The organism is Chitinophaga filiformis, from assembly GCF_021646545.1.
Classification (GTDB): domain Bacteria; phylum Bacteroidota; class Bacteroidia; order Chitinophagales; family Chitinophagaceae; genus Chitinophaga; species Chitinophaga filiformis_A.
Genome location: NZ_JAKIRP010000009.1, coordinates 114,121 through 135,950, shown reverse-complemented (window position 1 = coordinate 135,950; position 21,830 = coordinate 114,121). Strand labels below are relative to the sequence as shown.

The following is a 21,830-nucleotide window of genomic DNA, read 5'->3' as shown; positions in this document are numbered from 1 at the left end:
GTCTGCCTTTCCGTTTTTAAACACAATTGGCAATTTATAACCTGATCTTAGCAGGTAAATATTTTGCTATAAGATCCTCATAGTATGGCTTTAATTCGCTTATTACAGGAGGTTTTGGACTCTTTGAATAGAGATCATACGGATTGAATTTCTTTACCCATTCAAACATTTCATGATCATGCTCATTCATCAGATGCGCATAGGCGTTCTCACGATGCTGTGCGTAGAAAGAGTGGTAGCGGATCATATATAAAGCCGGTTCAGGCATATGATCTTTCACCATCTGGTAAAGATATTCGTCATGTCCCCATGACATGTCCACCTGGTCCAGTCCGCAGTTGGGACTATATACACCATATTTGGTATTATAACGTTCATCCTTTGCATCAGGATTGTCGGCAAAGAATTCAGGATAAACTATTTTATCGGAATGCTGGCAGCCTACGGGGAAGGTATCTCCTACCACCGCCCATTGCGGTTCACCAAACAGGCAAAGCACCTTACCCATATCATGAATGAAGCCCGTCAGTACGAACCAGTCAGGATGACCGTCGGCCCTGATGGCTTCTGCGGTCTGCAGCAGGTGCTGTAACTGGTCCAGTTCAATGTCCGGATCAGAATCGTCCACGAGGGTATTCAGGAACTCCATTGCGCCCCAAACCGGCATTTCCTTTCTACTGAAAGCCAGGAACTCTTTCTTCTTCTCCTGCACGAAATCGTAGGTCTGATACTTATGATTCAGCCGGTAGAACTCGCGCACTGTATCTCTGCCCGGGTTGTCATAATTCCTGTATTCCTCTTTGGATTTGGCCGTTTCTGCAACCCCTGGCTCGGGATAGCGCAACACCACATCGTCTTCCCATTGTTCTATGCTCTGTAATGGGTTTAATTCTTCACCAGTAAAGTTGTTTGAGCTCATAATTCGTGGATATTGAAATGTTGGAGAAAATAGATCGTCTGCATTTACAATTTACGTATTTCAATCGATTTCCGCAAATATTATGTGGGGATAAATTTCGGTTTAGATTCCCTGGTGTCGGACGCATGAGTGGCTGTGACGATTTTCACGCTAAGTAGCCGGGTTTCGGTATGGGATGGCGCCTTCTGTGGAGCCTCTTGGGTGTTGTCGGTTATTCACGCTAAGTAGCCCGGTTTCGGTATGGGATGGCGCCTTCTCTGGAGCCTCTTGGGTGTTGTCGGTTATCTACGCTAAGTAGCCCGGTTTCAGTATGGGATGGCGGTCGGCGCCTCTCTGAATGGCTATTGGGCGTTTGTCAGGCGAATCGGAGTTGGTGGGATGGATTTGACCGCACCGGTCGTGTCACCGGAGAGCCGAAGGCCCGCCATTCCCATCTGAAACCGCTGCTACTTCCGCTGACCCTACGATAAATATAAGCTTCCCCTTATTGGACGGTGGCGGTACGTCTGTCTATTAAGTGATCCTGATCTGCTGTCAATCTAAAGCATACCTATTCGCTACGAATCCGGTAGAATCTTTAGCCTATAGGCTCTCTACTATAGCATTACAGCCACTATTCTATAGCCATCGCTATAGAATGGCAGGCGTAACGCAGGACTATAGCGCCTATAGATATACCATCCCAGGCCATTGTCAGCGAAGTGGTACCGGATAGTGACAGTCATCCGGCAATAATAAAAAAGGCGTTCTGGTTGCCAGAACGCCTTTTTATAACATATCATCTTTTGTTTAACGACTACCAGAATACTGTATACAATGCTGCCAGTATTCCCATAATAATCACGCTTCCGACAATAAAACCCGGAGAGCTCCTGAACAAAGACGTATCGATCTCTATCACGCGTTTCTGCAACTTGCTCTTCTTATCCGCCAATGTGATAATGACCATCAGCAACACAAGCACTGCGAACACGATGGTCATACGGTCGAGGAACGGAATTTCATACACCCCGTCTTCATTAGGTACCGCCAGTCCCCAGTTATACAATGGGGACAGGTCCATCCATAAAGGCACGAACTTCAGCACGGTGGACAATGGGATAGTCAGCACTGCCGCCGCCAGCGCAGCGTTAGAAGTGGTCCGTTTCCAGAAGAAGCCCAGCAGGAATATAGCCAGTACACCCGGGGAAATGAAACCTACGTAGTCCTGTATAAACTGGTAGGCCTGATCCAGCGTGGTTAAGGCCGGAGCCACCAGGCTGGCGATCACCATCGCCACGATCACCGTGATACGGCCCACTTTCACCAGCTGCTTCTCAGAAGCCTCCTTATTAAAATAACGGTGATAAATATCCAGCGAGAAGATAGTAGAGATACTGTTTGCCTTACCTGCCAGCGAAGCAACGATTGCTGCTGTCAATGCGGCAAAGGCCAGCCCTTTCAGACCTTCCGGCAGGAGGTTCATTAGGGTCGGATATGCCTGATCCGGTTTTATGACGCCTGCGGCATTACGGAGTTCTTCGTTAAACACGCCTTCCTGGAACAGCACATAAGCGGTAATACCCGGCAGTACGGCAATCACAGGGATGAGGAGTTTCAGGAACGCAGCAAACAGGATACCACTGCGTGCTGTTTTAAGATCTGCTCCCAGGGCACGCTGAATGATGTACTGGTTACATCCCCAGTAATTCAGGTTATTGATCCACATACCACCTATCAGGACAGACAGACCTGGCAGGTCCTTGTAATAATTATGTTCTTTTGAGAAGATCATATGGAAATGGGAGTCTGCCTTTTGACGTACCAGCGATAATCCTTTCAGGATATCCTCTCCATACCCGAAATGGGTTGACACCATGCGTAAAGCCAGGTAAGTAGTGGCCAGTCCGCCGACGATCAGCACAAATACCTGTATTACGTCCGTATAACCGATCACCTTCATTCCTCCCAGTGTCACGATCACGGCAAAAACAGACAGGCCCACAATACACCAGAGGAATGGTATACCGGAAATGGCAGTGATGGCCAGCGCACCCAGGTAAATGATGGATGTCAGGTTCACAAATACATATACCAGCAGCCAGAAAATGGCCATTATTGTACTCACTGTGGAGTTATACCGCTCCAGCAGGAACTGTGGCATGGTGTAGATCTTATTCTTCAGATAGACCGGTATAAAGAATACCGCCACAATAATGAGTGTGGCGGCAGCCATCCACTCGTACGTGGATATGGCCAGACCGAGGGCAAACCCGGAGCCTGACTGCCCTATGAAGTGTTCTGCCGAAATATTGGATGCGATCAGGGAGGCACCTATCGCCCACCAGGTAAGAGAACCTTCCGCGAGGAAGAAGTCTTTGGTACTGGTGGTTTTTGCCCGCTTACGCTGGTAAATGTAGTAACCATACCCGGCCACAATAATAAAATAGATGAAAAATACCAGGTAGTCCCAGTATCTTAAGTGATGTGTATCAGTCAATTGATTCATATCTGGAAGTTAAAATCCACAGATAACCGTCTGCAGACCGTGGCATTAAGTTAGATAGTATTAAAAGCGGGGCAAGATACTCAAATAAGCATTATTTCTATAGTCCGCTGATATAAATGATACTATGCCCCTAAACCGGTGGACGTTTTTTACATATATTTACCCGTATGTTAGAAGTAGATAAAAAGGAAGCGCACCTTTTGCAGAAGGCTATCCGCCAGTGGGAATCCGAATCGCTGATCACGTCAGAGCAGGCCGGCCGTCTGAAAGAGAGCTGGCGGATCAGGGAAGGCGACTGGCAGGTGGTGACGCTGTATATCTTCATTGCAGCCATCTCCTGCGCCCTGATGGCCTTTGGGTCGCTGGTGCTGGACGAAAAATGGATCGAGGTCTTACGACTGAAGTTTTCCCTCACGGATGGTATTATCTCCACACTATTTGCAGCATTGACCGTATTTCTTTGCTTTCATGGCTACCGCCGCCAGCAGAAGCATCCTGACTACTCCCTCAACAGGGAATTATTCTGGCTGTTGCCGGTGCTCAGTGTGGGCGTTAGTGTAGTATACCTGGGAAAGACACTGCAATACCTTAATGGCAACTACGGCGTGTTCTGGTTGCTGGCTACTGCCACATACGCTATATTGGGGATATTGTTGTCTTCCCGCCTGCTCTGGACCGCTACGCTTATATGTTTGATACCGGCTTATGTAAAACTGACCTATTATATCTCCGGCGGCGACTATTTCCTGGGCATGAACCTCCCCTGCCGGACTTTCCTGCTGGCAATTATTATGACGGGCATTCACCTGTTGTTCCGTAACAATCGTTTATACAAACACGTGGGGGATATTACATGGACAGGTAGCTGGCTTTTATTGCTGCTTTCCGGATGGATGATCTCTATTTTCGGCAACTCGGCCTCCTGGGAACAATGGCAGCATGTAAGACAGGTGCAGTTGCTCTGGTGGGTGGCGGCATTTACGGTGTTGTGTGTGCTGGCGCTGATCTGGGGTATTAAGAAGCATGACGCGATGGTCAGGGATATGGCAGTGTTATTTTTGTTGCTCGACCTCTATACGCGATATTTTGAATACCTCTGGGACCGTACGCATAAAGGTGTGTTCTTCACTATTCTGGCATTGTCTTTCTGGTGGATTGGCAAGCTGCTGGAGAAGAGGATGAGAAAAGCCCGAAACCATCCATAACTCAATGTTCATATATCCTGCCTAAGGCCGGTTACAAATAAAGGGGCTGACCAAAGTAATGGTCAGCCCTGTTTTATTCGGGTACCCGATGGAGACCTCTTATCATTTAAGCAATGCAAGAAGCCTTCATTTTACTTTGGTCAGCCCCGTGATGTCGTGCACCTGGCTACGTACAAGGCCCACGTTTATTGCGCCGGGGCACCAATTAGAACCGACACGTTTACACTATCTATTTCTCTGCAAGTACTTCCACTTCTCTCACCTGATACCTGCCGGTATCATGGAAGCTCCAGTCATAATTCGCCGTAATCCATGAACGCAGTACTGAGAGGAATCTTTCCAGTTCCTTATCCAGTTCAGCGCCAAAGGAAGGCAGCAATTTTTCCAGGGCAGTAAAGAGTTTCACTTCTTCATTGTGCATCCGCACGGTTTCATCTACCGCTTCCTGTAAAGAAATGTTGCGTTCATGTCTGAGTACTAAAACAAGATTGTGTACGTCTCCCTGCCGGGCTTCTTTGGCGCAGGAGAAGATGTCGTTGGCCCAGCATACAATGTTGTTGCAGGCCAGTACAAGACGTTGTACGATAAAATGTTGCAGGATGTGGGCGGGCAGATACACCTTTTCGATGATCTCTATGGCTTCCACATCGGCGAACAATGCTCCGGTATAAGGGCGCATGGTGACGTATTCCGCAACGGTAGGGGTAACGCCTGCTGCCCTGTTGCCAGCTTCCCAGTGGCAGGAAGTAAAGTATTCCTCCATACTACGGATAAATCTTGCCTGCCATGCGGTGTCTCCAATGGCTTGCATACGATCCCATATGTCGGTAAAACTCCTGCCCAGAATAGTATCAATAGGTGTATTATGTCTCAGAATGTTCATGAAGCCGTCTGTCACCTGTTCCAGAGAAAGTGCTTTCTTACCAAGTTGGGCTTCATCGCACTGGTCGTCCAGCATGAATAACCAGGTATTGAAGTTGGCAATGATACACAGTTCGTGAAAGTCGGCATGCGGAAAGGCGCGGGCGGCTAGCCATGCGAAGCGTGATCTGTCGAACCGGGCTAAAGCTTCAGGGCTTGTAATAAATCCGAAGGATTGTACCCATTGGCGGTTCTGTTCGTGAGCTGCTGTTACAAATTGGTTAATAGAAGAGGGGAACGGATAGGCTATCCGTGGCAAGGTGATCGTTGGCATAGTAAAAAATGGTTAAGAGGTGAATAGGGCCATCAGACCCTTAATTGGTCAATTACTCTGGGAAAAGCCAGCCTGAACCAGCTGGTAAACTGCCCGGGCACCTCTGCCATTAACCGGATAATTTCGTTTACGGGTAAATATTGATATGCGTGCACTTCTCTGGGATCGGGGTTGATAGCACCATTGTAAGTGCCTGCCCATACATGGTCGTATTCATGCTCAATAAGACCATTGTCAAATTCTGTGCGGTAAGTAAATTGGAATAGTTCGTGTAAGGGACAGTCAAATCCCATTTCCTCTGAAAGACGCCGGTGAGCCGCCGCTTCCACAGTTTCTCCCGGCAACGGATGACTGCAGCAGGCATTCGTCCATAAACCGCCGGAATGATACTTATCAAGTGCACGCTGCTGCAACAGCATGTCACCCTGATCATTCAAAATAAACACGGAAAAAGCCCTGTGAAGCAATCCTTTCTCGTGTGCCTCCATCTTCTCCATCAATCCTGTTTCCTGATCCAGCTCATTCACCAATATAACCTGTGCTTTCATACAATGACAAATATATGGTTCATAATTTATGTAAACGAATTCCGGCTGGCATAAGTACCCTTATAGCAGCAACATACCGTTGCCCGGCGGGGAGTGGATGCTCATCATAACAGGTGTCTTTTAAGGTGACTCTTAAATTTTGGTTGCTGGATTTTCAATAGGGATATTGCTGATGGCAGCGGTGGGTTAAAACTTACAGCTTCAAATTACGCATTTATTTGTTCATTTTATCTTTTGCAGTTGTTCATTTTATCTCACAGCTGCCGCCCTTTTGCATAGCTCCCTGCAAGTTTCATTATATTTGCACCTATGGCAGAAGACCTGAGCATATTAAAAGGAGACAAGACAGCAGAATATAAGTCTATTATTCCGCAGATAAACGCATTGATAACCGGTGAGCCCGACCTGGTGGCCAATCTGGCCAATACAGCCGCGGCGTTGAAAGAGCAGTTTGGCTGGTTCTGGGTGGGTTTCTACCTTGTAAAAGGCGATGAACTGGTACTTGGCCCCTTCCAGGGTCCCGTGGCATGCACACGTATTAAAAAAGGACGCGGTGTATGCGGCACCAGCTGGGCACAAGCCCAAACCCTGGTCGTACCCGATGTGGAAGCTTTTCCAGGTCATATTGCCTGCAGCAGCCTGTCAAGATCAGAGATCGTGGTTCCTGTTATCCGCAATGGCCAGGTAATTGGCGTACTCGATGTGGACAGCGAGCACCTGGATCATTTTGATGAAACTGACCGGGTTTTCCTGGAAGAGATAGTAGCATCCCTCAACTTTGAAGTGTAACTTCACAGACCAGATCCACTGATTATGTTCTTTTTCCGTAAAAAAACTGATACCGCAACTGCACACATTCCATTCCTGGCAGGAATAGAAACCGACATACACTCGCACCTGGTGCCAGGTGTGGACGATGGCGTGCAGGATGTGGAAACGGCTGTCCAGTTCGTTGAAACCTTACATGAACTGGGTATTAAAAAGGTCATTACTACTCCGCATATCATCATCGACCGCTATCCAAACTCGGCAGAAACCCTCGCCGCTCCTTTCGCGGATGTAAAAGAGGCATTGAAGGCCAAAGGCTGTCCTGTGACCTATCACCACGCGGCAGAGTATTACATGGATGAATATTTCGAGGAGCTGATGAAATCCTCCCGCCTGCTTACCCTCAGTGGAGAGCTGCTGCTGGTAGAGATATCTTTCATGTGTGCACCGCCTCAGCTGCATCAGTGGCTATTCGAGCTGTCGGCACAAGGCTACCGGCCTGTACTTGCCCACCCGGAACGGTACAACTACTACCACCAGCAAACGGATGAATATATAACCTTCAAGCAAAGAGGTTGTTATCTGCAGGTAAACCTTCTGTCGCTGGCAGGTTATTACGGTAAGCATATCCAGAAAGCCGCCGAGTGGCTGATCGACAATCAGCTGGTCGATTTTATCGGTACGGATCTGCACCATGAAAAGCATTTACAGGCTATCAGAGCCATTGCCAAAGACAAAAAGCTGGTGAAACTGCTGGAAACCTATCCGTTTAAAAATAATACACTCACGACACCGGCTCAGGCTATAAAATAATCTACTCTACATGATAGCAGTTATTGGTCTTGGCTACGTTGGCCTGCCGCTGGCTATTGAGTTTGCCAAACAATATGACGTACTGGGGTTTGATATCAATGAAGCCCGGGTACAGGAACTCAGCAATGCCCAGGACAAAACCCGTGAAGCCAACATTGAAGACCTGAAGGCCGTTATCCGGCAGGGGCAGCAAGCAGATACCACCGCCGGACTGCGCTTCTCTTCAGATAAGCATGATCTGAAGGCGCATCAGGTCTTTATCGTTACCGTTCCCACTCCTATTGACGAGTTTAAGTCGCCCGACCTGACCTTCCTGCTGACCGCCTCAGCCATGCTGGGCAGCATCCTTAAACCGGGTGACATTGTGATTTACGAATCTACCGTTTACCCAGGCTGTACAGAAGAAGACTGTGTGCCGGTGCTGGAAAGATCGTCCGGGCTACGCTATAATCAGGATTTTTTCGTCGGCTATTCCCCCGAACGTATTAATCCGGGCGATAAGGTCAATACCCTGACAAAGATCAAAAAGGTGACCAGTGGTTCCACACCTGAAATAGCTACCAGGATCGACGAGCTATATGCTTCTATCATAACGGCAGGCACGCATAAAGCGCCCAGCATCAAAGTAGCGGAAGCCTCCAAAGCTATCGAGAATGCGCAACGCGATATTAATATCTCTTTTGTAAATGAACTGGCCCTGATCTTTGACCGTATTGGCATTGACACCAATGATGTGATAGAAGCAGCAGCCACCAAATGGAATTTCCTGCGCTATAAACCCGGGCTGGTAGGCGGGCATTGCATAGGCGTGGACCCTTATTACCTGGCGCATAAGGCAGAATCACTGGGCTATCATCCGCAGGTGATCCTGTCCGGCAGAAGGGTCAACGACCAGATGGGCTATTTTGTAGCCAACAAGATCGTCAAACTGATGATCGAAAAAGACCACAAGATCAAAGGCGCCAAAGCGCTGATCATGGGCATCACTTTTAAGGAAAACTGCCCCGATGTACGCAATACCCGTGTAGTGGACATTTATCACGAGTTGAAACAATACGGACTGGACATTACAGTATATGATCCGTGGGCCGATCCGAAGGAAGTAAAACAGGAATATGGCGTACAGATCACGACGCAGCTGCGTGGAGATGAAGTGTATGATGGGATAGTCATAGCGGTGGCACACCGGGAATTCCTGGAATTTGACTTTAAAAAACATGCCCGCAACAATGCGGTCATTTTTGACACAAAAGCCTGTATAGACCGTAATCTCGTAGATGCAAGACTGTAATACAGTAACAGTCATCACTAAATAAAAAAAGGCAATATCTGGGTGGTATTGCCTTTTTTATGTACTAAATCAATCAGTTGTAAAAAGATTTCTTTAACTTTACTTACGTCCCGCTGCTTTTATCGAGGGGACTCAAAAAATCCCGTATCTTTTTTCCAAAGCCTCAGCAAGATTGTTATTATTACTATCGACCTTATCATGCAAGGCTTAAAGAGCTAGCCAATTTTTTTTAACCATTAGAAGACGAGTCATTAACCTAATAAAGCATTCCCGCAGAATGACCTTTTGAAGTCGTTTTACCGGGGATAAACCATGTACCATGAATACACCTTACCCAGTAGCCTCCGGCGCACATGAGGCTCCCCCATCGAAAATCCTGTTGGTAACAGGAGATGCATCTATTTTGCGCAAATTCCGTCAGCAGTTAATGCCAACTTATGATGTGATAACGGCCAACACCGTTGCTGAAGGCGTACAACTGACAAACAAACAGCGACCAGATTTAATACTGTGTGATGTATTGGTAACCGATACCTCCGGTTATCAGTTTCTTATTACCCTCAGAGATGATCCCAGTCTGAAACATCTGCCTTTCATTCTTTTTAACCGGCTTAACGTCCCCCCTAATGTCAGAAAGGGCATGAACCTGGGTGCGGACGATTACCTGGTATATCCATTCAGCGGCGAAGAGCTATTGAAAAGCATCCAATCCCGTCTGAGCCGATACCATCATATCAGGGAGACCCTCGGACCTGTTAAAGAGACGATAATACCTCCTATTCATGCTGATGGCAGGGGCACTGTGATCAATGAACGATTGAGCAAAACAGAAGCTAAAATCCTGGATATGATAGCCCGGGGTATGAGCAGCAGGGACATCGCGTCTTTTAAATGTATCAGTGTACGCACAGTAGATAATCACCGGCATAATATCACCAAGAAACTACAGCTCTCAGGACCCAATGCCCTCGTCAAATTTGCGATCGGTTACGGGGGAACGCATGCCCGGTAAATTTCCCGAGATGATATTTGATTCACGCGGTATGCATTTAATACCCAGGGTTACCAATGCCACGCATAGCATTTGATATCGGATGCCGGGGACCTCACGCATGCATTTGATACCCCGGGGTTGAAAACCCCGCGCTACAAACACGCAACCGCTAAAGGGGTTGATTGATGGTTTGTTGTATCCGATGCCGGCGTTGCGAATGTCACCGCTGCATCGAAGACCCCGGGGATTGTGAATGTCGCGCATACATTTGATACCCGGGGTTGAAAACCCCGCGCTACAAACACGGCAACCCCTGACGGGGTTGATTGGTGGTTTGTTGTGAATTTGATCCAATAAACAACGGGAATGCTGCCAGGCGCCTCTATGTCTGGAAACAAGGTATTACATGGCTTTAAAAGTAAAAGAGCGCTCAATTGAACGCTCTTTTTTTATGCAGAGGAAATTATTAACAACGGTCGCGTAGATCAACCCCTTTAGGGGTTGCTGTGTTTGTAGCGCGGGGTTCAACCCCGGGGCTGCGTTTGTAACCCGCAATATCACCCCGGTTTTGTTTGTTCCGGTGGTATCTCCCCCGGTGTGTTTATAACCCCGGTTTCAACCAGAGGTAAACACAAAAAAAAACGGCCAACCATGAATGGAAAGCCGGTCTTTCATCCATTGTTTGTTAACCCCAGTTATCGAATCCTATTTGGTATCTGGTAACTGGGGCTACCCTCACAAGGATTGTTAATGCAATATTAAGACTTTGTTAATTAGAAAGTTGTTAATCCTTGGTTAACGAAAATTTATTCTTGCATCATCTTTGTAATACGAGGTGACACGTTTGTTGGATGGTGGAAATATCTGGCAACCGACTGCGTGAATATGCATGATAGTTTTTTGCCACATTCACAGCATTTTTTCTCATTCAGCTGTCATAAGGTCTAACGGTTCCCGCATTCGTCAATACATTCTTAGTTTGATTTTTCGGTCCGGGGAAATCATCGCTTTTGCGTAAATAATATCCGGAAAAACGTAAAAACTGACAATACGCTGACAGAACTAGGGGCAAATCCGGGACTTATGAATTGTTACATATCTGCTATACTGCAACCATATTGCCTTTCCGCCGCTCTCTCCAGGTCCTGGTCAATCATTTTCCCCGTCCCTTATTACTTCCCCGCTGCCCAGAAAATGGCATTACGGAACAAAAGAAGGTATGCCCTGTTTTCAAACAGGTCAGGCGAATGCCCCATAAATATATAGACGTTCCGGGTCTTATATGCGCTATTTGTCCATATAACAGGGTGATCACCCATTTTCTTTTCAGAAGCAGGTTTATAAGAGCTTTCGTCCACGCTGGCCAGTACATGTACGTCAGGACGCGGACTTCTGTCGTAGGTGTACCATTCCTCCGTCTTTACATTAAATACTGCCGGCACGCCTTTCAGCACAGGATGCGCAGCATCTTCCACATGTACATCGCCAGCGGCAAAATCGCCGATATAATCTTTGAAGCGGATCTTTCCCATAAAATCGTAAAACCAGGGCCATAAACCATAACCATCAAACTCTCCCAGTAATGAAGCATGATGGAACCCGATCCAGCCACCTTTTCCCTCAGATATATACTGTTCAAATGCTTTCACTGCTGCCGGCTTCCAGGCATATGGAGGATAGTCCAGCTGGATGAACAACTGGTATTGCGCCAGAAAAGCGCTGTCTATCTGATCAGTGTTCTGAACGTAATCAATAGCAAAACCGCTGTCGGCGGCCAGCTTGTCCAGCCAGACCTTTGCAGTTTTTGAATAGGCAATATGATGCCCACCGTTCTCCGCCAGTGCCAGTACGCGGAAACGGGGTTTAACAGGCTGCATGGCCAGTAAGGAACACAGGCCGGCCATAACGGGAATAAAGAGGATGATCTTCCGGAAAATACGTTGAAACATGGTTATTGTGATGATTGTGATCTTTACAAAATAACACATCCCGCCCAATAATGCTAGATCTGTACAGCGAACCATATGTGCTGTTTCCCGCCATCATTCACCGGTATATATCCTGTATCCGTGCAATTGGGGCATAGTATTTGGGGTTGCCTTGATTATTACAATCATAAAAAAGGTTTACAAATGCCTACTTCAAAACAAACGACAGCAAAGCAAGCAGCAAAAAGCACTACAAAAACAGCTCCGGCTAAGGAGTCTGCGGCTAAGAAACCGGCCAAAGACGCAGGTGGAAAAGGGCTCAAAGCACCCTTGACGCCCAGTCCGGAGTTAGCAGCTGTTATTGGCAGCAATCCGCTGCCCAGAACTGAAATGACGAAAAAGATCTGGGATTATATTAAGGAGCATAATTTGCAGGACAGCAAGAACAAACGCATGATCAATGCTGATGACAAACTGAAAAAAGTATTCAATGGTAAGAGCCAGATCTCTATGTTTGAACTGGCCAAAGAAATGAATCAACACGTGAAATAATTGTCAACCCCTTATCTGATTAATACGAGGGTTCCTTGTTTTGTTGATGGGTTGTTACTTACACGCAAGCGCAGGTAACAACCCATCAATGATGTGTTGTTTGTATCTGTGCCCTGCTTTATACATTGATCTTTAAGATCCGGCCCGGGTTACCTACTACAACTACATTGTCGGGAACATCGCGTATCACAACTGTCCCCGCGCCTATTACAGACCATTTACCGATCTTTACTCCCTGTTTTATGGATGAGCCTATACCAATATGCGTTCCCTCTCCCACAGTAACATGACCGGCCAGAGCAGCATTGGGAGATATATGCACAAAGTCGCCTACTTTGCAGTCGTGGTCAACAGAGGCATTGGTATTAATAATAGCGTGACTGCCAATGACTGCACAGGTATTGATACTGACGCCAGCCATTATCACGGTCCCGGGATCAATGGAACAACGTGTTGAAATATTAGCAGAAGGATGAATGGCACTCATCCACTGGCAGTCCATTGTGTCCGCCATTTTTTTCCGGATTGCATTAGTGCCGATGGCTAAGATCATTTTAGCATCTTTACTTATCAATGAAGGATCCCACCTGCCTAATACCGGATAGCCCAGTACTTCTTTAATGTCGGGGTTATCATCAAAAATGCCGGCACAATCTTGTTTTAGTACTTCCAGTATCTCCAGGATCACTTTCGCCTGGCTACCGGCTCCTCGAATAAAAATTTTTGGGTTATGCATGCTCATCACTGTTTTAGACGTCTGCTGCTCGCTATAAAGGCAGCATGTTTAAATATATTGAATAAAACCATTTCCAAAAAATTGCACTTTCTTGTTTTAGTGATTAACATGGCATTAACTAATTTCTAAGAAAAAAAATCTTCCTTTGTAGGCATAACCTTTCCGTGAATTATCGCTACCGTATCCAAACAATACAACCGAAACATCAAAAGCTATCAGCATCATTATTGACCTTATCCTGAATCAGCAGAAATATTTATAGTCCCACACAACCTCAAAATATTATGAAAAACAGCTGTACGCCCACATTTACACTTTCCATCGACTGGGAAGATTTTGGTCAGATATTATGCAGAGATTATTGTTCCCTTATCACACGGCCGCTTAAAACAATAGAGAGACAAACCAACATCATTCTTGACATCTTATCTCAAACAAATCAAAAGGCTACATTCTTTATACTCGGCATGCTTGCACAGTACCGTCCCGACCTGGTAATGAAGATCGCCAGTCAGGGACATGAAATTGCTATGCATGGTCAGCATCATGTAAACATGCGCCGTCTCAGTAAAAAAGAGGCGTATAAAGACCTGTCAGATTCCTATAACCTGATAACAGATATTATAGGAGCTCCTGTCTATGGATACAGAGCCCCCTATTTTTCTATTGATGAAAGTAATCTGTATGTATTGGAAATGTTGTCTGAAATGGGACTCGTATATGACAGCAGTATCTTTCCAATGAAACTTCGGCGGTATGGGATAGCCAATTTTAACACAAGCGATATGTTGTATGAATTGCCTAATGGCAGATCAATTGTTGAACTTCCTTTGACAGTGATAGATTGGAAACAGAAGAGAATACCGGTAGCCGGCGGCGGGTATATGAGACTCCTTCCAAAGTTCTATTTAGACCGTATTTTCAGGGACCTGAACGACAGGCAACAGAATGTAATGTTATATCTGCATCCCTACGAATTTGACACGCGGTATATCAATTGCAGCGAAAACTATCCGCCAGGTACCAATTACTCCAAAACCAAAACTTTCATTGCGAATGTACGGTGGAACCTGTTCCGAAACTCTATCCGGCCGAAAATAGGCTCCTTACTTCAAAGTTATAATTTCATTACCTGTTTAAAAAAAGCTGAGAATGTCAAAACACATACACACAGCCCAACAGTACTGGGATGTCCGCAGTGAGCTGTTCGCCAATTATTATAAGAAACCCTCATTCTTCGACAAACTTTTCAGGCAGGCGGTTTACACTCGTACGGCTGTAGCGCTTAAAACAATACAGGAATACGACCGGCCTACTGTGTTAGATATAGGCTCAGGACCGGGCGTAAACAGTGTAACCTGGTTGAAGAACTCAGATGCGTCATTCCTGCTGGGAATTGATTTTGCTGCTTCAATGATTGAGTATGCGGAAAAATATGCAGTTGCAGAAGGGGTCGCCCATCGTTGTAAATTCATAGAGGGAGATTTCATGAAGCATGATCTGGACCACCAGACTTTTGATGTATCAGTAGCGGCAGGCGTATTTGATTACATTGAAGATGCACGCTCATTTATTAAAAAAATGGCCGCTGTTACCAATAAAGCGTTTGTTGCATCCTGGCCCAGTAATGGGATCAGAATGGTGCTCCGACGCTATCGTTATACCTGTTCCGTTTATCATTACAGTGAAAAAACCATACGGGAGCTTCACGCCAGCTGTAACATTAAAAGTCTTGATATAATACCTGCCAGCGGAGGCTGGGTCACCGTGGCCAGGAAAAAATAAAATCTTCATTAATTATAAATCCCGCGCAGTAATAACCGCGCGGGATTTAATGCTATTTGCCTCAGCGTCTCAGATGGCCTGATTCCTGAGATATACCTTATCGGCAGTCGTTAATCTGTTCTTTACAAAATCTATATCTCTGATGTAGATGGTATTAAAATCACCAAAGGTCTCACATTTCTGAAGCGCTTTCTTAAACGGATCATAAGTATAAGCAAGGAATCCATATCCCAGCAGCGCTTCATGGTTCTTTTTGTTTTCCACACCATAGCGCTCGCTCAGGCCGTTTAGTTCAATTATAATGGCTTTCAGGCTTTCTTTCTGCAATGTCTTTTTTGCGCCTTTCAACACCTCGGTTTCAAATCCTTCCACATCAATTTTTAATAGTATGGGAGACTGTTTTTCCAGCACGTTGTCAAGCATATCTATATTGATCTCTACGGTGTCCGCCACCTCATTCTCCACTACTACGTGATTGGTAGTATCGAGGGATGTTGTGAAATTCACGACTCCGGCACTCGACCCCAATGCTATATTTAACGGATGCACCCTGTCCGCCATATCATTAATGCGGATATTCGCCAGTAACTTTGCATACGTCGACGGAGCAGGCTCTATAGCTATGGTGTCTGCTTCTACATGGGCGGAAGCTAATACCGTATATCCGCCTACATTTGCACCCACATCTACAAATAGATCTCCTGCCCTCAGTAAATGCAGTAAAAAGGCCATGTCATGGAATTCATGAAGACCACAATATAAGTTGCCTGTAGCTCCGGACATTCCCTTTTGTACAATCAATTTTGATTTTACAGTGAAAGGATAAATGACGGGATACGGCGTCAGCCTGGAGGAGATTTGCCAGCCAATAAAACGGCAGATGGTCCGGAACTTGCGGTCTGAGCTCAACGGATGGTTGGCCAGAAACTTCAAAGTAGTAAGAAGACTCATGGGATTGGTTTCTAATATGGAATTTAAACGGGGTAAAGACAAAATATAACAATCCTTTCCTGTAGTTAGTTTATCAGGATTATCCTTAATCTCTTAGAAAAAAAACTTGCATTCCTACTTCAAACTACGATAAATTTCCGAACCGGAAAACTTTTTTCCGCCTCAGTAACAATCCTTTAGCCATTAGCGGACCAGTACAAGAGTACCCTGCTGTTTTACCGGCTGCTTCTTACTGTCTGTATATGTCAGCGCCCACACATAACTGCCTGCTGGTAAAAAACTCCCTTTCTGCGCACCATCCCAGCCTATCTCCGGATCGTTTGTTTCAAATATGAGGTTACCCCATCTTCCATAAACAGCGAGTCTGAATCCTGTTACCTCATCATTTACCTTCACCCTGAATACATCATTAACCCCGTCTCCGTTTGGACTAAATGCAGTGGGAGTATACACGGCACAATCCCGCGTCTCCATATCAACACCGGCCTGCCCTTCTACCATGCAGCCATGACTATCAGATACTTTAAAGCTGTACCAGCCCGCTTCAAGTTGTTGCAGTGTGCTGTCAGTTTGTACAATATTCCGTGCAGAAATACTATAAGCGTAAGGAGGTGTTCCTCCTTCAGGAGTTAACGTGATCCGGCCATCGTGTACGCTGCTGCAGCTCGTATTCTTCACGGCAATGTGTCGCAGCGTAAGTGCAGGTGGCTCAGTGATTCGAATGTCTTCTATCCTGTTGGAACAGCCGTTCTCATCTTCCACTTTCACACTATATCTGCCAGCAGGCAAATGATCAAATTCAGGTGTGCTCACACCATACTCAGCGTTGTTCAGGTAATAACGATATGGCGGCTGTCCGCCTGTTGTCCGGATCTGCAAACGGTTCTGATCATCTCCATTGCATAAGGCGTGTGTTGCGGTAACAGAACTTGACAGATCTGACTCTCCTATGTGTACTTTACCTGTTACCTTCAGACCATTTGTTGCTGTTACCATTACCTGGTAATCACCGGCAGCAAGATGCGACAGATGACTGGTTGTTTCTCCACCCGGCAACCACTCATATGTAAAGGGGCCTGTTCCGGCAATTACATTCACGGATATATTTCCTGTATTGCCGCCCTTGCAGGTATTTGTTGCCGCAATACTGATCTGCGGCGCTTCCCTCAGCTGTGGCGACAGATTATCGATGAGCGTCACCACCCCATACTTACTATTACATGCAGCAGCAGATACGGTGGCGTAAATAGCCAGATATTTATAATCCGCCGAAGGGCTCAGCGTAACAGCATAACGTTGCCAGTCAGTATGATAGAAATCTCCGGAGTTCCACAACAGCTCAGCGGTATCGCTGGGCGTATTTCCTCCGTAAACGGATACATTCCCATAACATCCCCGGTATACATAAGCGACGTAAAAAGCAAGATCAAAAGACATCGTATAAGATCGTCCTCCCCGCATAACACTTGTCAGCTCCTGTGCAAAACCTTCCAGGTATCCGGGCCCACTGTGCATGCCTACATAAGACTTACCATCGGTAGGTGGCACATACACCTTGTACATACCCGGTTGTACATCGGGCGTCTGTGCTGCAATTACCCAGCCTGCAGGCGCTTTATTATCCTTGGGCTTATCTTCAAGTGAGGGATTGACCAATGGTATGTCCTGCGCTGCAACAGAACAGACAGACAGCGTTGCAATAAATAAGCAACAGAGTAACTTCAGGCCGGTACAGGTTATTCGTTTTTCTCCAATGGAGAATGAGTGGCGTCTGGGCATGGCATTCCGTTGCCGGAACAGACGGACAATGATTTTCATAGGTTCATAGGATAGGTCTCTCACTACTTACAATGTGTAGCAAGGATGATTAATTAGTCTGGAACAATAGTCTGAATCAAATATACAAAAGTTATTATATAACTATTACTTCCGACATCAAATATTTCATATTTTACAATACATGAACATTGGAATCTCAATCGTTTTGCGGGGTATTACCAGTCATTACCTGTTACGGTAGACCTGGAAAGAATAGAATTAGCTGGTAGTGAATAGAGCTGGTCGGTCTTTAATGATTGCAGCAATTGAAGTCTTTGTTTGCCTTCGGGCGAGTTTCCTCTCCCCTGTTTGTATTTCTTGTATGCTACTACGGATAATCTGTAAACGGTCCACATCTGGGTCAACCTGGTCACCAGCTGTCTTTGCTGATCTGTTTCGGCCAGTTTATAAGCGTCGCTGAGCAGTTTATCGGATTGGGTCAGGTAATTATCTGGTACTGATTGTAAGTAAGAGGGATCGTAAAAGAGAATTCTGCTTTTCGTGTCTGAATTGCCGCCATTGGCAAATACGTCCTGCGTCCAGAACTTTTCCCATATCGCATAATAAGCCTTCAGTTTAGGCCCTCCCTGCTTGCCGGCAGCGTTCCTGTACCAATCATCCAGCAGGGCATCCACGTCCTGGTTGGGATTCCATAATAGTTTTCCCAGCACCCATCCTTTGGGGCCTTCGCCCCAGTTAGGATATAGCTCTGCATAATAATATTTTACCTTATGTGTACTTCCCCATACGAGATAATCTTTCATGGCATGAAAGAAAACCCTCGGCAGCAGATAGGTAAGACCATAGATATAATCGTACCAGCCCAATGATTGTGCAGCCTGTCCCCATCGCAGGGTTAAGTCCTGATCTGTCTGTTTTAATGCTTTAGCGCCCCAGCGCGCCCTTTCATAAGCAATAAAAGGAATGATATCCTTATCGACTTTTCTATCTGTGGGAGGGTCTGCTACAAAAGTATAGGCAAGCACGGGATATTTCTTTCCCGGATATACTTTTCTCACCTTACTTACCACATCATTTGCCCAGGCATAATACTGATCGGAATAACTGAGAAATCCCAGTGTATTCTTACGGCCCATGCTCCGGGTATTGTCCGACTCATTGAAGTTGCCGGAATCGTTGATGCCTAATGAGAAATTTGTCGCGTCCTTATGCTGGTCGAACCAGCTGATGATCTCCTTTGATGCAGCATCCGCAATACCGGACGCACCAAAATCAGGTTGCCAGGATTGATCAGTATTGGTTGTAGGTAACACTTTCTTTCCCTTTACCATCGGATAGAATTCGGGATGGGCCTTGGAGAACTTCTCCGGTGGGAACAGGTTCTTCAGGTTATGGGAAGCCTCTACTCTGCCTCTCAGCCTGTTGAACCTACCCCATTGATTCAGCGGAGTGGTATTTTTATCGATCCAGATAGGAGATATTGCGCGCGATAAAAAGACGGGGTTTTCGACAATCTTAACTGCGGGAATCCTGAGTGTACTCAGTTTAGGGATCACCGTTCCTACATCCGTCGGCATTAGCCATCTTACGCCTACGAACCTTTCAAGGAAATCATATACCCCAAATTCAGTTCCCCAGTCGCTGCCGCCGAGAATAACAAAGTTATTCGCATCAACTGCCTGCAGGAGAAAGCCATCTTCATCCAGGTCAACATTACCTATACGGGAATAAGCGCCCTTACCGACATACAGGTTGGATGTACCCTGCCCGGTGTTTCTGATAGGCAGGGTAGCGCCGGTACTTTTTTGCAGATACTGCTGTAGCGTCTTCGCTGCAGTCTGCACCTGGTCGCTGGCGTCTTTTGCCACAACGATCCCTGATACGGCCGCATTGTTTTTTACAAGAACAATGCCCTGTGCGCAGCTGGTAAAAGCGCCCGATAATACCGCCAGTAATAAAAATGCTATTTTCATGTTCACGTCCTTTTTTTACGCAACCGCATTTTTATTATGCCGGTATCAGTCGCCCTATACCTTTTGCGGCTGCATTACTTCATTGAATATATTAATTACTCTGTCCAGTTCTTTGTGGGTAAGGTTCGATCCGCTGGGCAAACAAAGTCCCTGGTCAAACAATTTTTCGGACGTACCATTCACATAAGCAGGAGCGCCTTCAAATACCGGCTGTATATGCATTGGCTTCCATACAGCCCTTGACTCTATATTTTCTTTTTCCAGCGCAATTCTGATCTCTTCCCTGGTAACACCGTTACTTTCGGCGGGATTCACCAGTATGGTTGTCAACCACCTGTTGGAATAAAATCCCTCCGGTTCCATAACAAAAGTAATGCCCGGAAGATCGCCCAGCTGATTTAAGTAGTAGTCATGATTTGCCCTTCGCTGTGCCACACGGTCGTTAAGCACTTCCATCTGGCCCCGGCCTATGCCTGCGCATACATTACTCATCCGGTAGTTGTAGCCCAGCTGGCTGTGCTGGTAATGTGGTGCAGCATCTTTGGCCTGTGTGGCCAGGAAGCGGGCCTTTTTAATAAGGTCTTCATCATTTCCTACCAGGGCGCCGCCACCGCTGGTGGTAATGATCTTATTACCGTTAAAACTGAGTACCCCCAGCTTTCCGAATGTGCCACACGCCTTATCCTGAAAGGTAGAGCCCAGCGCCTCCGCAGCATCTTCCACCACCGGGATGTCGTATGCTGCCGCTACGGTCATTATTTCATCTATTTTTACGGGCATACCGTACAAGTGCACCGGAATGATCGCCTTAGGCTTTTTACCGTTGGCAATCCTGTCCTTAATGGCTTCTTCCAGCAGGTCGGGGTCCATTCCCCAGGTTTCTTCCTCGCTGTCCACAAAAATGGGTGTGGCTCCCTGATACATAACGGGATTGGCAGAAGCAGCAAATGTCATACTCTGACAGATCACTTCATCTCCTTTTCCCACGCCCAGTAAAATGAGCGCCATATGCAAAGCTGCTGTTCCTGATGATAATGCAGCGGCATGACCTGCGCCGGTGTAAGCAGCAACGTCACGTTCAAATCCGTCCACATGAGGTCCTAAAGGGGCTATCCAGTTGGTTTTAAAGGCCTCGTGTACGTATTCAAGTTCCTTGTGTCCCATATGGGGTGATGAGAGCCAGATTTTTGTATTCACACGCGTAAGGTTTAAAGGTTTTGTATCATTTTTTCATAACTTATTGTACCTCGTTTCTGGTAAGTTTTTCTATGGTAACTGATGAGGAGGAACCTATACCTTCGGGTTGCGGTACCCCGTTGCCGGCAAATTTCTCCATGGTGGCTGATGAGGAGGAACTTATACCTTCGGATTGTATCACCTTCAGTACCGTCATCAGCATGATCTTTACATCCAGCGCGAAGCTGATATTATCTACGTACCATGCGTCATAGGCAAACCGTTGAGGCCAGCTGATGGCATTTCTGCCATTTACCTGTGCCCAGCCTGTAATACCCGGTTTAACTCTATGTCTTTTCCATTGCAGGTCATTATACAATGGCAGATATTCAACTAATAAGGGGCGGGGGCCTACCAAACTCATATCTCCCTTTAAAACGTTTATTAACTGTGGAAGTTCATCGAGAGAGGTTTTTCTTATAAATTTTCCTACCGGGGTCAGCCTTGCTTCATCAGGCAACAGCTGTCCGTCCGCTGCCCGCTTATCATTCATTGTTTTGAACTTGACAACCCTGAAGATCCGTCCGTGCGTGCCGGGCCTGGGCTGAAGGAAGAATGGTTTTCCCTTGTTGGCCACATAGAGGAACACTGTAAGCAAAACAAGCAACGGTGAAAGTGCTACCAGCCCAACAAACGCGATTATGCCATCCATCAACGGCTTTATGATCT

Annotated in this window: 19 protein-coding genes; 8 read left to right on the top strand and 11 right to left on the bottom strand. The window is 46.3% G+C overall.

Annotated features, from left to right (window positions below; translation table 11 throughout):
* Positions 1 to 34: 34 nt before the first annotated feature.
* Together L3C95_RS20980 and L3C95_RS20975 are read right to left on the bottom strand one after the other, a co-directional pair.
* The gene (locus L3C95_RS20980; protein ID WP_236390601.1) at positions 35 to 919 is read right to left on the bottom strand and encodes an inositol oxygenase; all 885 of its coding nucleotides are present in this window, start codon (positions 917 to 919) and stop codon (positions 35 to 37) included.
* Positions 920 to 1,715: 796 nt separating this feature from the next.
* The gene (locus L3C95_RS20975) at positions 1,716 to 3,407 is read right to left on the bottom strand and encodes a sodium/sugar symporter (protein WP_236390600.1); all 1,692 of its coding nucleotides are present in this window, start codon (positions 3,405 to 3,407) and stop codon (positions 1,716 to 1,718) included.
* A gap of 167 nt (positions 3,408 to 3,574) precedes the next feature.
* Here L3C95_RS20975 and L3C95_RS20970 point away from each other — a divergent pair, with 167 nt between their 5' ends.
* Complete coding sequence (locus tag L3C95_RS20970) at positions 3,575 to 4,612, top strand: hypothetical protein (RefSeq protein ID WP_236390599.1); 1,038 nt, start codon at positions 3,575 to 3,577, stop codon at positions 4,610 to 4,612.
* A gap of 229 nt (positions 4,613 to 4,841) precedes the next feature.
* Here L3C95_RS20970 and L3C95_RS20965 read toward each other — a convergent pair whose 3' ends face one another.
* Together L3C95_RS20965 and idi are read right to left on the bottom strand one after the other, a co-directional pair.
* Positions 4,842 to 5,807 carry a (-)-gamma-cadinene synthase gene (locus L3C95_RS20965; RefSeq protein ID WP_236390598.1) on the bottom strand — a complete coding sequence of 322 codons (966 nt, stop codon included), beginning with the start codon at positions 5,805 to 5,807 and terminating at the stop codon, positions 4,842 to 4,844.
* A 32-nt stretch (positions 5,808 to 5,839) separates the two neighbouring features.
* Positions 5,840 to 6,355 carry an isopentenyl-diphosphate Delta-isomerase gene (gene idi, locus L3C95_RS20960; protein ID WP_236390597.1) on the bottom strand — a complete coding sequence of 172 codons (516 nt, stop codon included), beginning with the start codon at positions 6,353 to 6,355 and terminating at the stop codon, positions 5,840 to 5,842.
* 309 nt (positions 6,356 to 6,664) lie between these two features.
* Between idi and L3C95_RS20955 the strand changes: the two genes are divergently transcribed.
* The 4 genes from L3C95_RS20955 (at position 6,665) to L3C95_RS20940 (ending at position 10,239) form a co-directional block, all read left to right on the top strand.
* Positions 6,665 to 7,144: a GAF domain-containing protein gene (locus L3C95_RS20955; protein WP_236390596.1), complete on the top strand. Its 480-nt coding sequence runs from the start codon at positions 6,665 to 6,667 to the stop codon at positions 7,142 to 7,144.
* 24 nt (positions 7,145 to 7,168) lie between these two features.
* Positions 7,169 to 7,936 (top strand): tyrosine-protein phosphatase, encoded by a 768-nt coding sequence (locus L3C95_RS20950; protein ID WP_236390595.1) that lies wholly within the window; start codon positions 7,169 to 7,171, stop codon positions 7,934 to 7,936.
* 10 nt (positions 7,937 to 7,946) lie between these two features.
* Positions 7,947 to 9,227 (top strand): nucleotide sugar dehydrogenase, encoded by a 1,281-nt coding sequence (locus tag L3C95_RS20945; RefSeq protein WP_236390592.1) that lies wholly within the window; start codon positions 7,947 to 7,949, stop codon positions 9,225 to 9,227.
* A gap of 319 nt (positions 9,228 to 9,546) precedes the next feature.
* Entirely contained in the window at positions 9,547 to 10,239 is a 693-nt protein-coding gene (locus tag L3C95_RS20940; protein ID WP_236390591.1) for a response regulator transcription factor, read from the top strand.
* A 1,154-nt stretch (positions 10,240 to 11,393) separates the two neighbouring features.
* On the opposite strand, the gene L3C95_RS20935 is transcribed toward L3C95_RS20940, so the two are convergent.
* Positions 11,394 to 12,170, bottom strand: a complete 777-nt coding sequence (locus L3C95_RS20935) for a ThuA domain-containing protein (protein ID WP_236390589.1) — start codon at positions 12,168 to 12,170, stop codon at positions 11,394 to 11,396.
* 183 nt (positions 12,171 to 12,353) lie between these two features.
* Between L3C95_RS20935 and L3C95_RS20930 the strand changes: the two genes are divergently transcribed.
* A complete protein-coding gene (locus L3C95_RS20930; RefSeq protein ID WP_236390587.1) occupies positions 12,354 to 12,701 on the top strand; it encodes an SWIB/MDM2 domain-containing protein in 348 nt (115 codons plus the stop codon).
* 118 nt (positions 12,702 to 12,819) lie between these two features.
* On the opposite strand, the gene L3C95_RS20925 is transcribed toward L3C95_RS20930, so the two are convergent.
* Positions 12,820 to 13,437: an acetyltransferase gene (locus L3C95_RS20925; protein ID WP_236390585.1), complete on the bottom strand. Its 618-nt coding sequence runs from the start codon at positions 13,435 to 13,437 to the stop codon at positions 12,820 to 12,822.
* A 284-nt stretch (positions 13,438 to 13,721) separates the two neighbouring features.
* Here L3C95_RS20925 and L3C95_RS20920 point away from each other — a divergent pair, with 284 nt between their 5' ends.
* Both L3C95_RS20920 and L3C95_RS20915 read left to right on the top strand, forming a co-directional pair.
* On the top strand, positions 13,722 to 14,639 hold the full coding sequence (locus L3C95_RS20920; RefSeq protein ID WP_236390584.1) for a polysaccharide deacetylase family protein: 918 nt from the start codon (positions 13,722 to 13,724) through the stop codon (positions 14,637 to 14,639).
* Positions 14,590 to 15,222, top strand: a complete 633-nt coding sequence (locus L3C95_RS20915) for a class I SAM-dependent methyltransferase (protein ID WP_236390583.1) — start codon at positions 14,590 to 14,592, stop codon at positions 15,220 to 15,222. The genes L3C95_RS20920 and L3C95_RS20915 overlap by 50 nt, the downstream gene beginning before the upstream one ends.
* A 69-nt stretch (positions 15,223 to 15,291) precedes the next feature.
* Here the strand turns inward: L3C95_RS20915 and L3C95_RS20910 are convergent, their stop codons facing one another.
* From L3C95_RS20910 to L3C95_RS20890, 5 genes are all read right to left on the bottom strand, one after another.
* On the bottom strand, positions 15,292 to 16,173 hold the full coding sequence (locus tag L3C95_RS20910; protein ID WP_236390582.1) for an FkbM family methyltransferase: 882 nt from the start codon (positions 16,171 to 16,173) through the stop codon (positions 15,292 to 15,294).
* 183 nt (positions 16,174 to 16,356) lie between these two features.
* Positions 16,357 to 17,991: a gliding motility-associated C-terminal domain-containing protein gene (locus tag L3C95_RS20905; protein ID WP_236390581.1), complete on the bottom strand. Its 1,635-nt coding sequence runs from the start codon at positions 17,989 to 17,991 to the stop codon at positions 16,357 to 16,359.
* Between the two features lie 176 nt (positions 17,992 to 18,167).
* Positions 18,168 to 19,925, bottom strand: a complete 1,758-nt coding sequence (locus L3C95_RS20900; protein ID WP_236390580.1) for a DUF4838 domain-containing protein — start codon at positions 19,923 to 19,925, stop codon at positions 18,168 to 18,170.
* Positions 19,926 to 19,979: 54 nt separating this feature from the next.
* Positions 19,980 to 21,122, bottom strand: coding sequence for a DegT/DnrJ/EryC1/StrS family aminotransferase (locus tag L3C95_RS20895; RefSeq protein WP_236390579.1), 1,143 nt, complete (start codon positions 21,120 to 21,122; stop codon positions 19,980 to 19,982).
* Between the two features lie 40 nt (positions 21,123 to 21,162).
* Entirely contained in the window at positions 21,163 to 21,813 is a 651-nt protein-coding gene (locus L3C95_RS20890; protein WP_317207700.1) for a sugar transferase, read from the bottom strand.
* Positions 21,814 to 21,830: the final 17 nt, after the last annotated feature.

Excerpts from the sequence above, each read along its gene's own strand:
- L3C95_RS20980 (WP_236390601.1), bottom strand. The coding sequence starts at position 919 with ATGAGCTCAAACAACTTTACTGGTGAAGAATTAAACCCATTACAGAGC.
- L3C95_RS20975 (WP_236390600.1), bottom strand. The coding sequence starts at position 3,407 with ATGAATCAATTGACTGATACACATCACTTAAGATACTGGGACTACCTG.
- L3C95_RS20970 (WP_236390599.1), top strand. The coding sequence starts at position 3,575 with ATGTTAGAAGTAGATAAAAAGGAAGCGCACCTTTTGCAGAAGGCTATC.
- L3C95_RS20965 (WP_236390598.1), bottom strand. The coding sequence starts at position 5,807 with ATGCCAACGATCACCTTGCCACGGATAGCCTATCCGTTCCCCTCTTCT.
- idi (WP_236390597.1), bottom strand. The coding sequence starts at position 6,355 with ATGAAAGCACAGGTTATATTGGTGAATGAGCTGGATCAGGAAACAGGA.
- L3C95_RS20955 (WP_236390596.1), top strand. The coding sequence starts at position 6,665 with ATGGCAGAAGACCTGAGCATATTAAAAGGAGACAAGACAGCAGAATAT.
- L3C95_RS20950 (WP_236390595.1), top strand. The coding sequence starts at position 7,169 with ATGTTCTTTTTCCGTAAAAAAACTGATACCGCAACTGCACACATTCCA.
- L3C95_RS20945 (WP_236390592.1), top strand. The coding sequence starts at position 7,947 with ATGATAGCAGTTATTGGTCTTGGCTACGTTGGCCTGCCGCTGGCTATT.
- L3C95_RS20940 (WP_236390591.1), top strand. The coding sequence starts at position 9,547 with ATGAATACACCTTACCCAGTAGCCTCCGGCGCACATGAGGCTCCCCCA.
- L3C95_RS20935 (WP_236390589.1), bottom strand. The coding sequence starts at position 12,170 with ATGTTTCAACGTATTTTCCGGAAGATCATCCTCTTTATTCCCGTTATG.
- L3C95_RS20930 (WP_236390587.1), top strand. The coding sequence starts at position 12,354 with ATGCCTACTTCAAAACAAACGACAGCAAAGCAAGCAGCAAAAAGCACT.
- L3C95_RS20925 (WP_236390585.1), bottom strand. The coding sequence starts at position 13,437 with ATGCATAACCCAAAAATTTTTATTCGAGGAGCCGGTAGCCAGGCGAAA.
- L3C95_RS20920 (WP_236390584.1), top strand. The coding sequence starts at position 13,722 with ATGAAAAACAGCTGTACGCCCACATTTACACTTTCCATCGACTGGGAA.
- L3C95_RS20915 (WP_236390583.1), top strand. The coding sequence starts at position 14,590 with ATGTCAAAACACATACACACAGCCCAACAGTACTGGGATGTCCGCAGT.
- L3C95_RS20910 (WP_236390582.1), bottom strand. The coding sequence starts at position 16,173 with ATGAGTCTTCTTACTACTTTGAAGTTTCTGGCCAACCATCCGTTGAGC.
- L3C95_RS20905 (WP_236390581.1), bottom strand. The coding sequence starts at position 17,991 with ATGAAAATCATTGTCCGTCTGTTCCGGCAACGGAATGCCATGCCCAGA.
- L3C95_RS20900 (WP_236390580.1), bottom strand. The coding sequence starts at position 19,925 with ATGAAAATAGCATTTTTATTACTGGCGGTATTATCGGGCGCTTTTACC.
- L3C95_RS20890 (WP_317207700.1), bottom strand. The coding sequence starts at position 21,813 with ATGGATGGCATAATCGCGTTTGTTGGGCTGGTAGCACTTTCACCGTTG.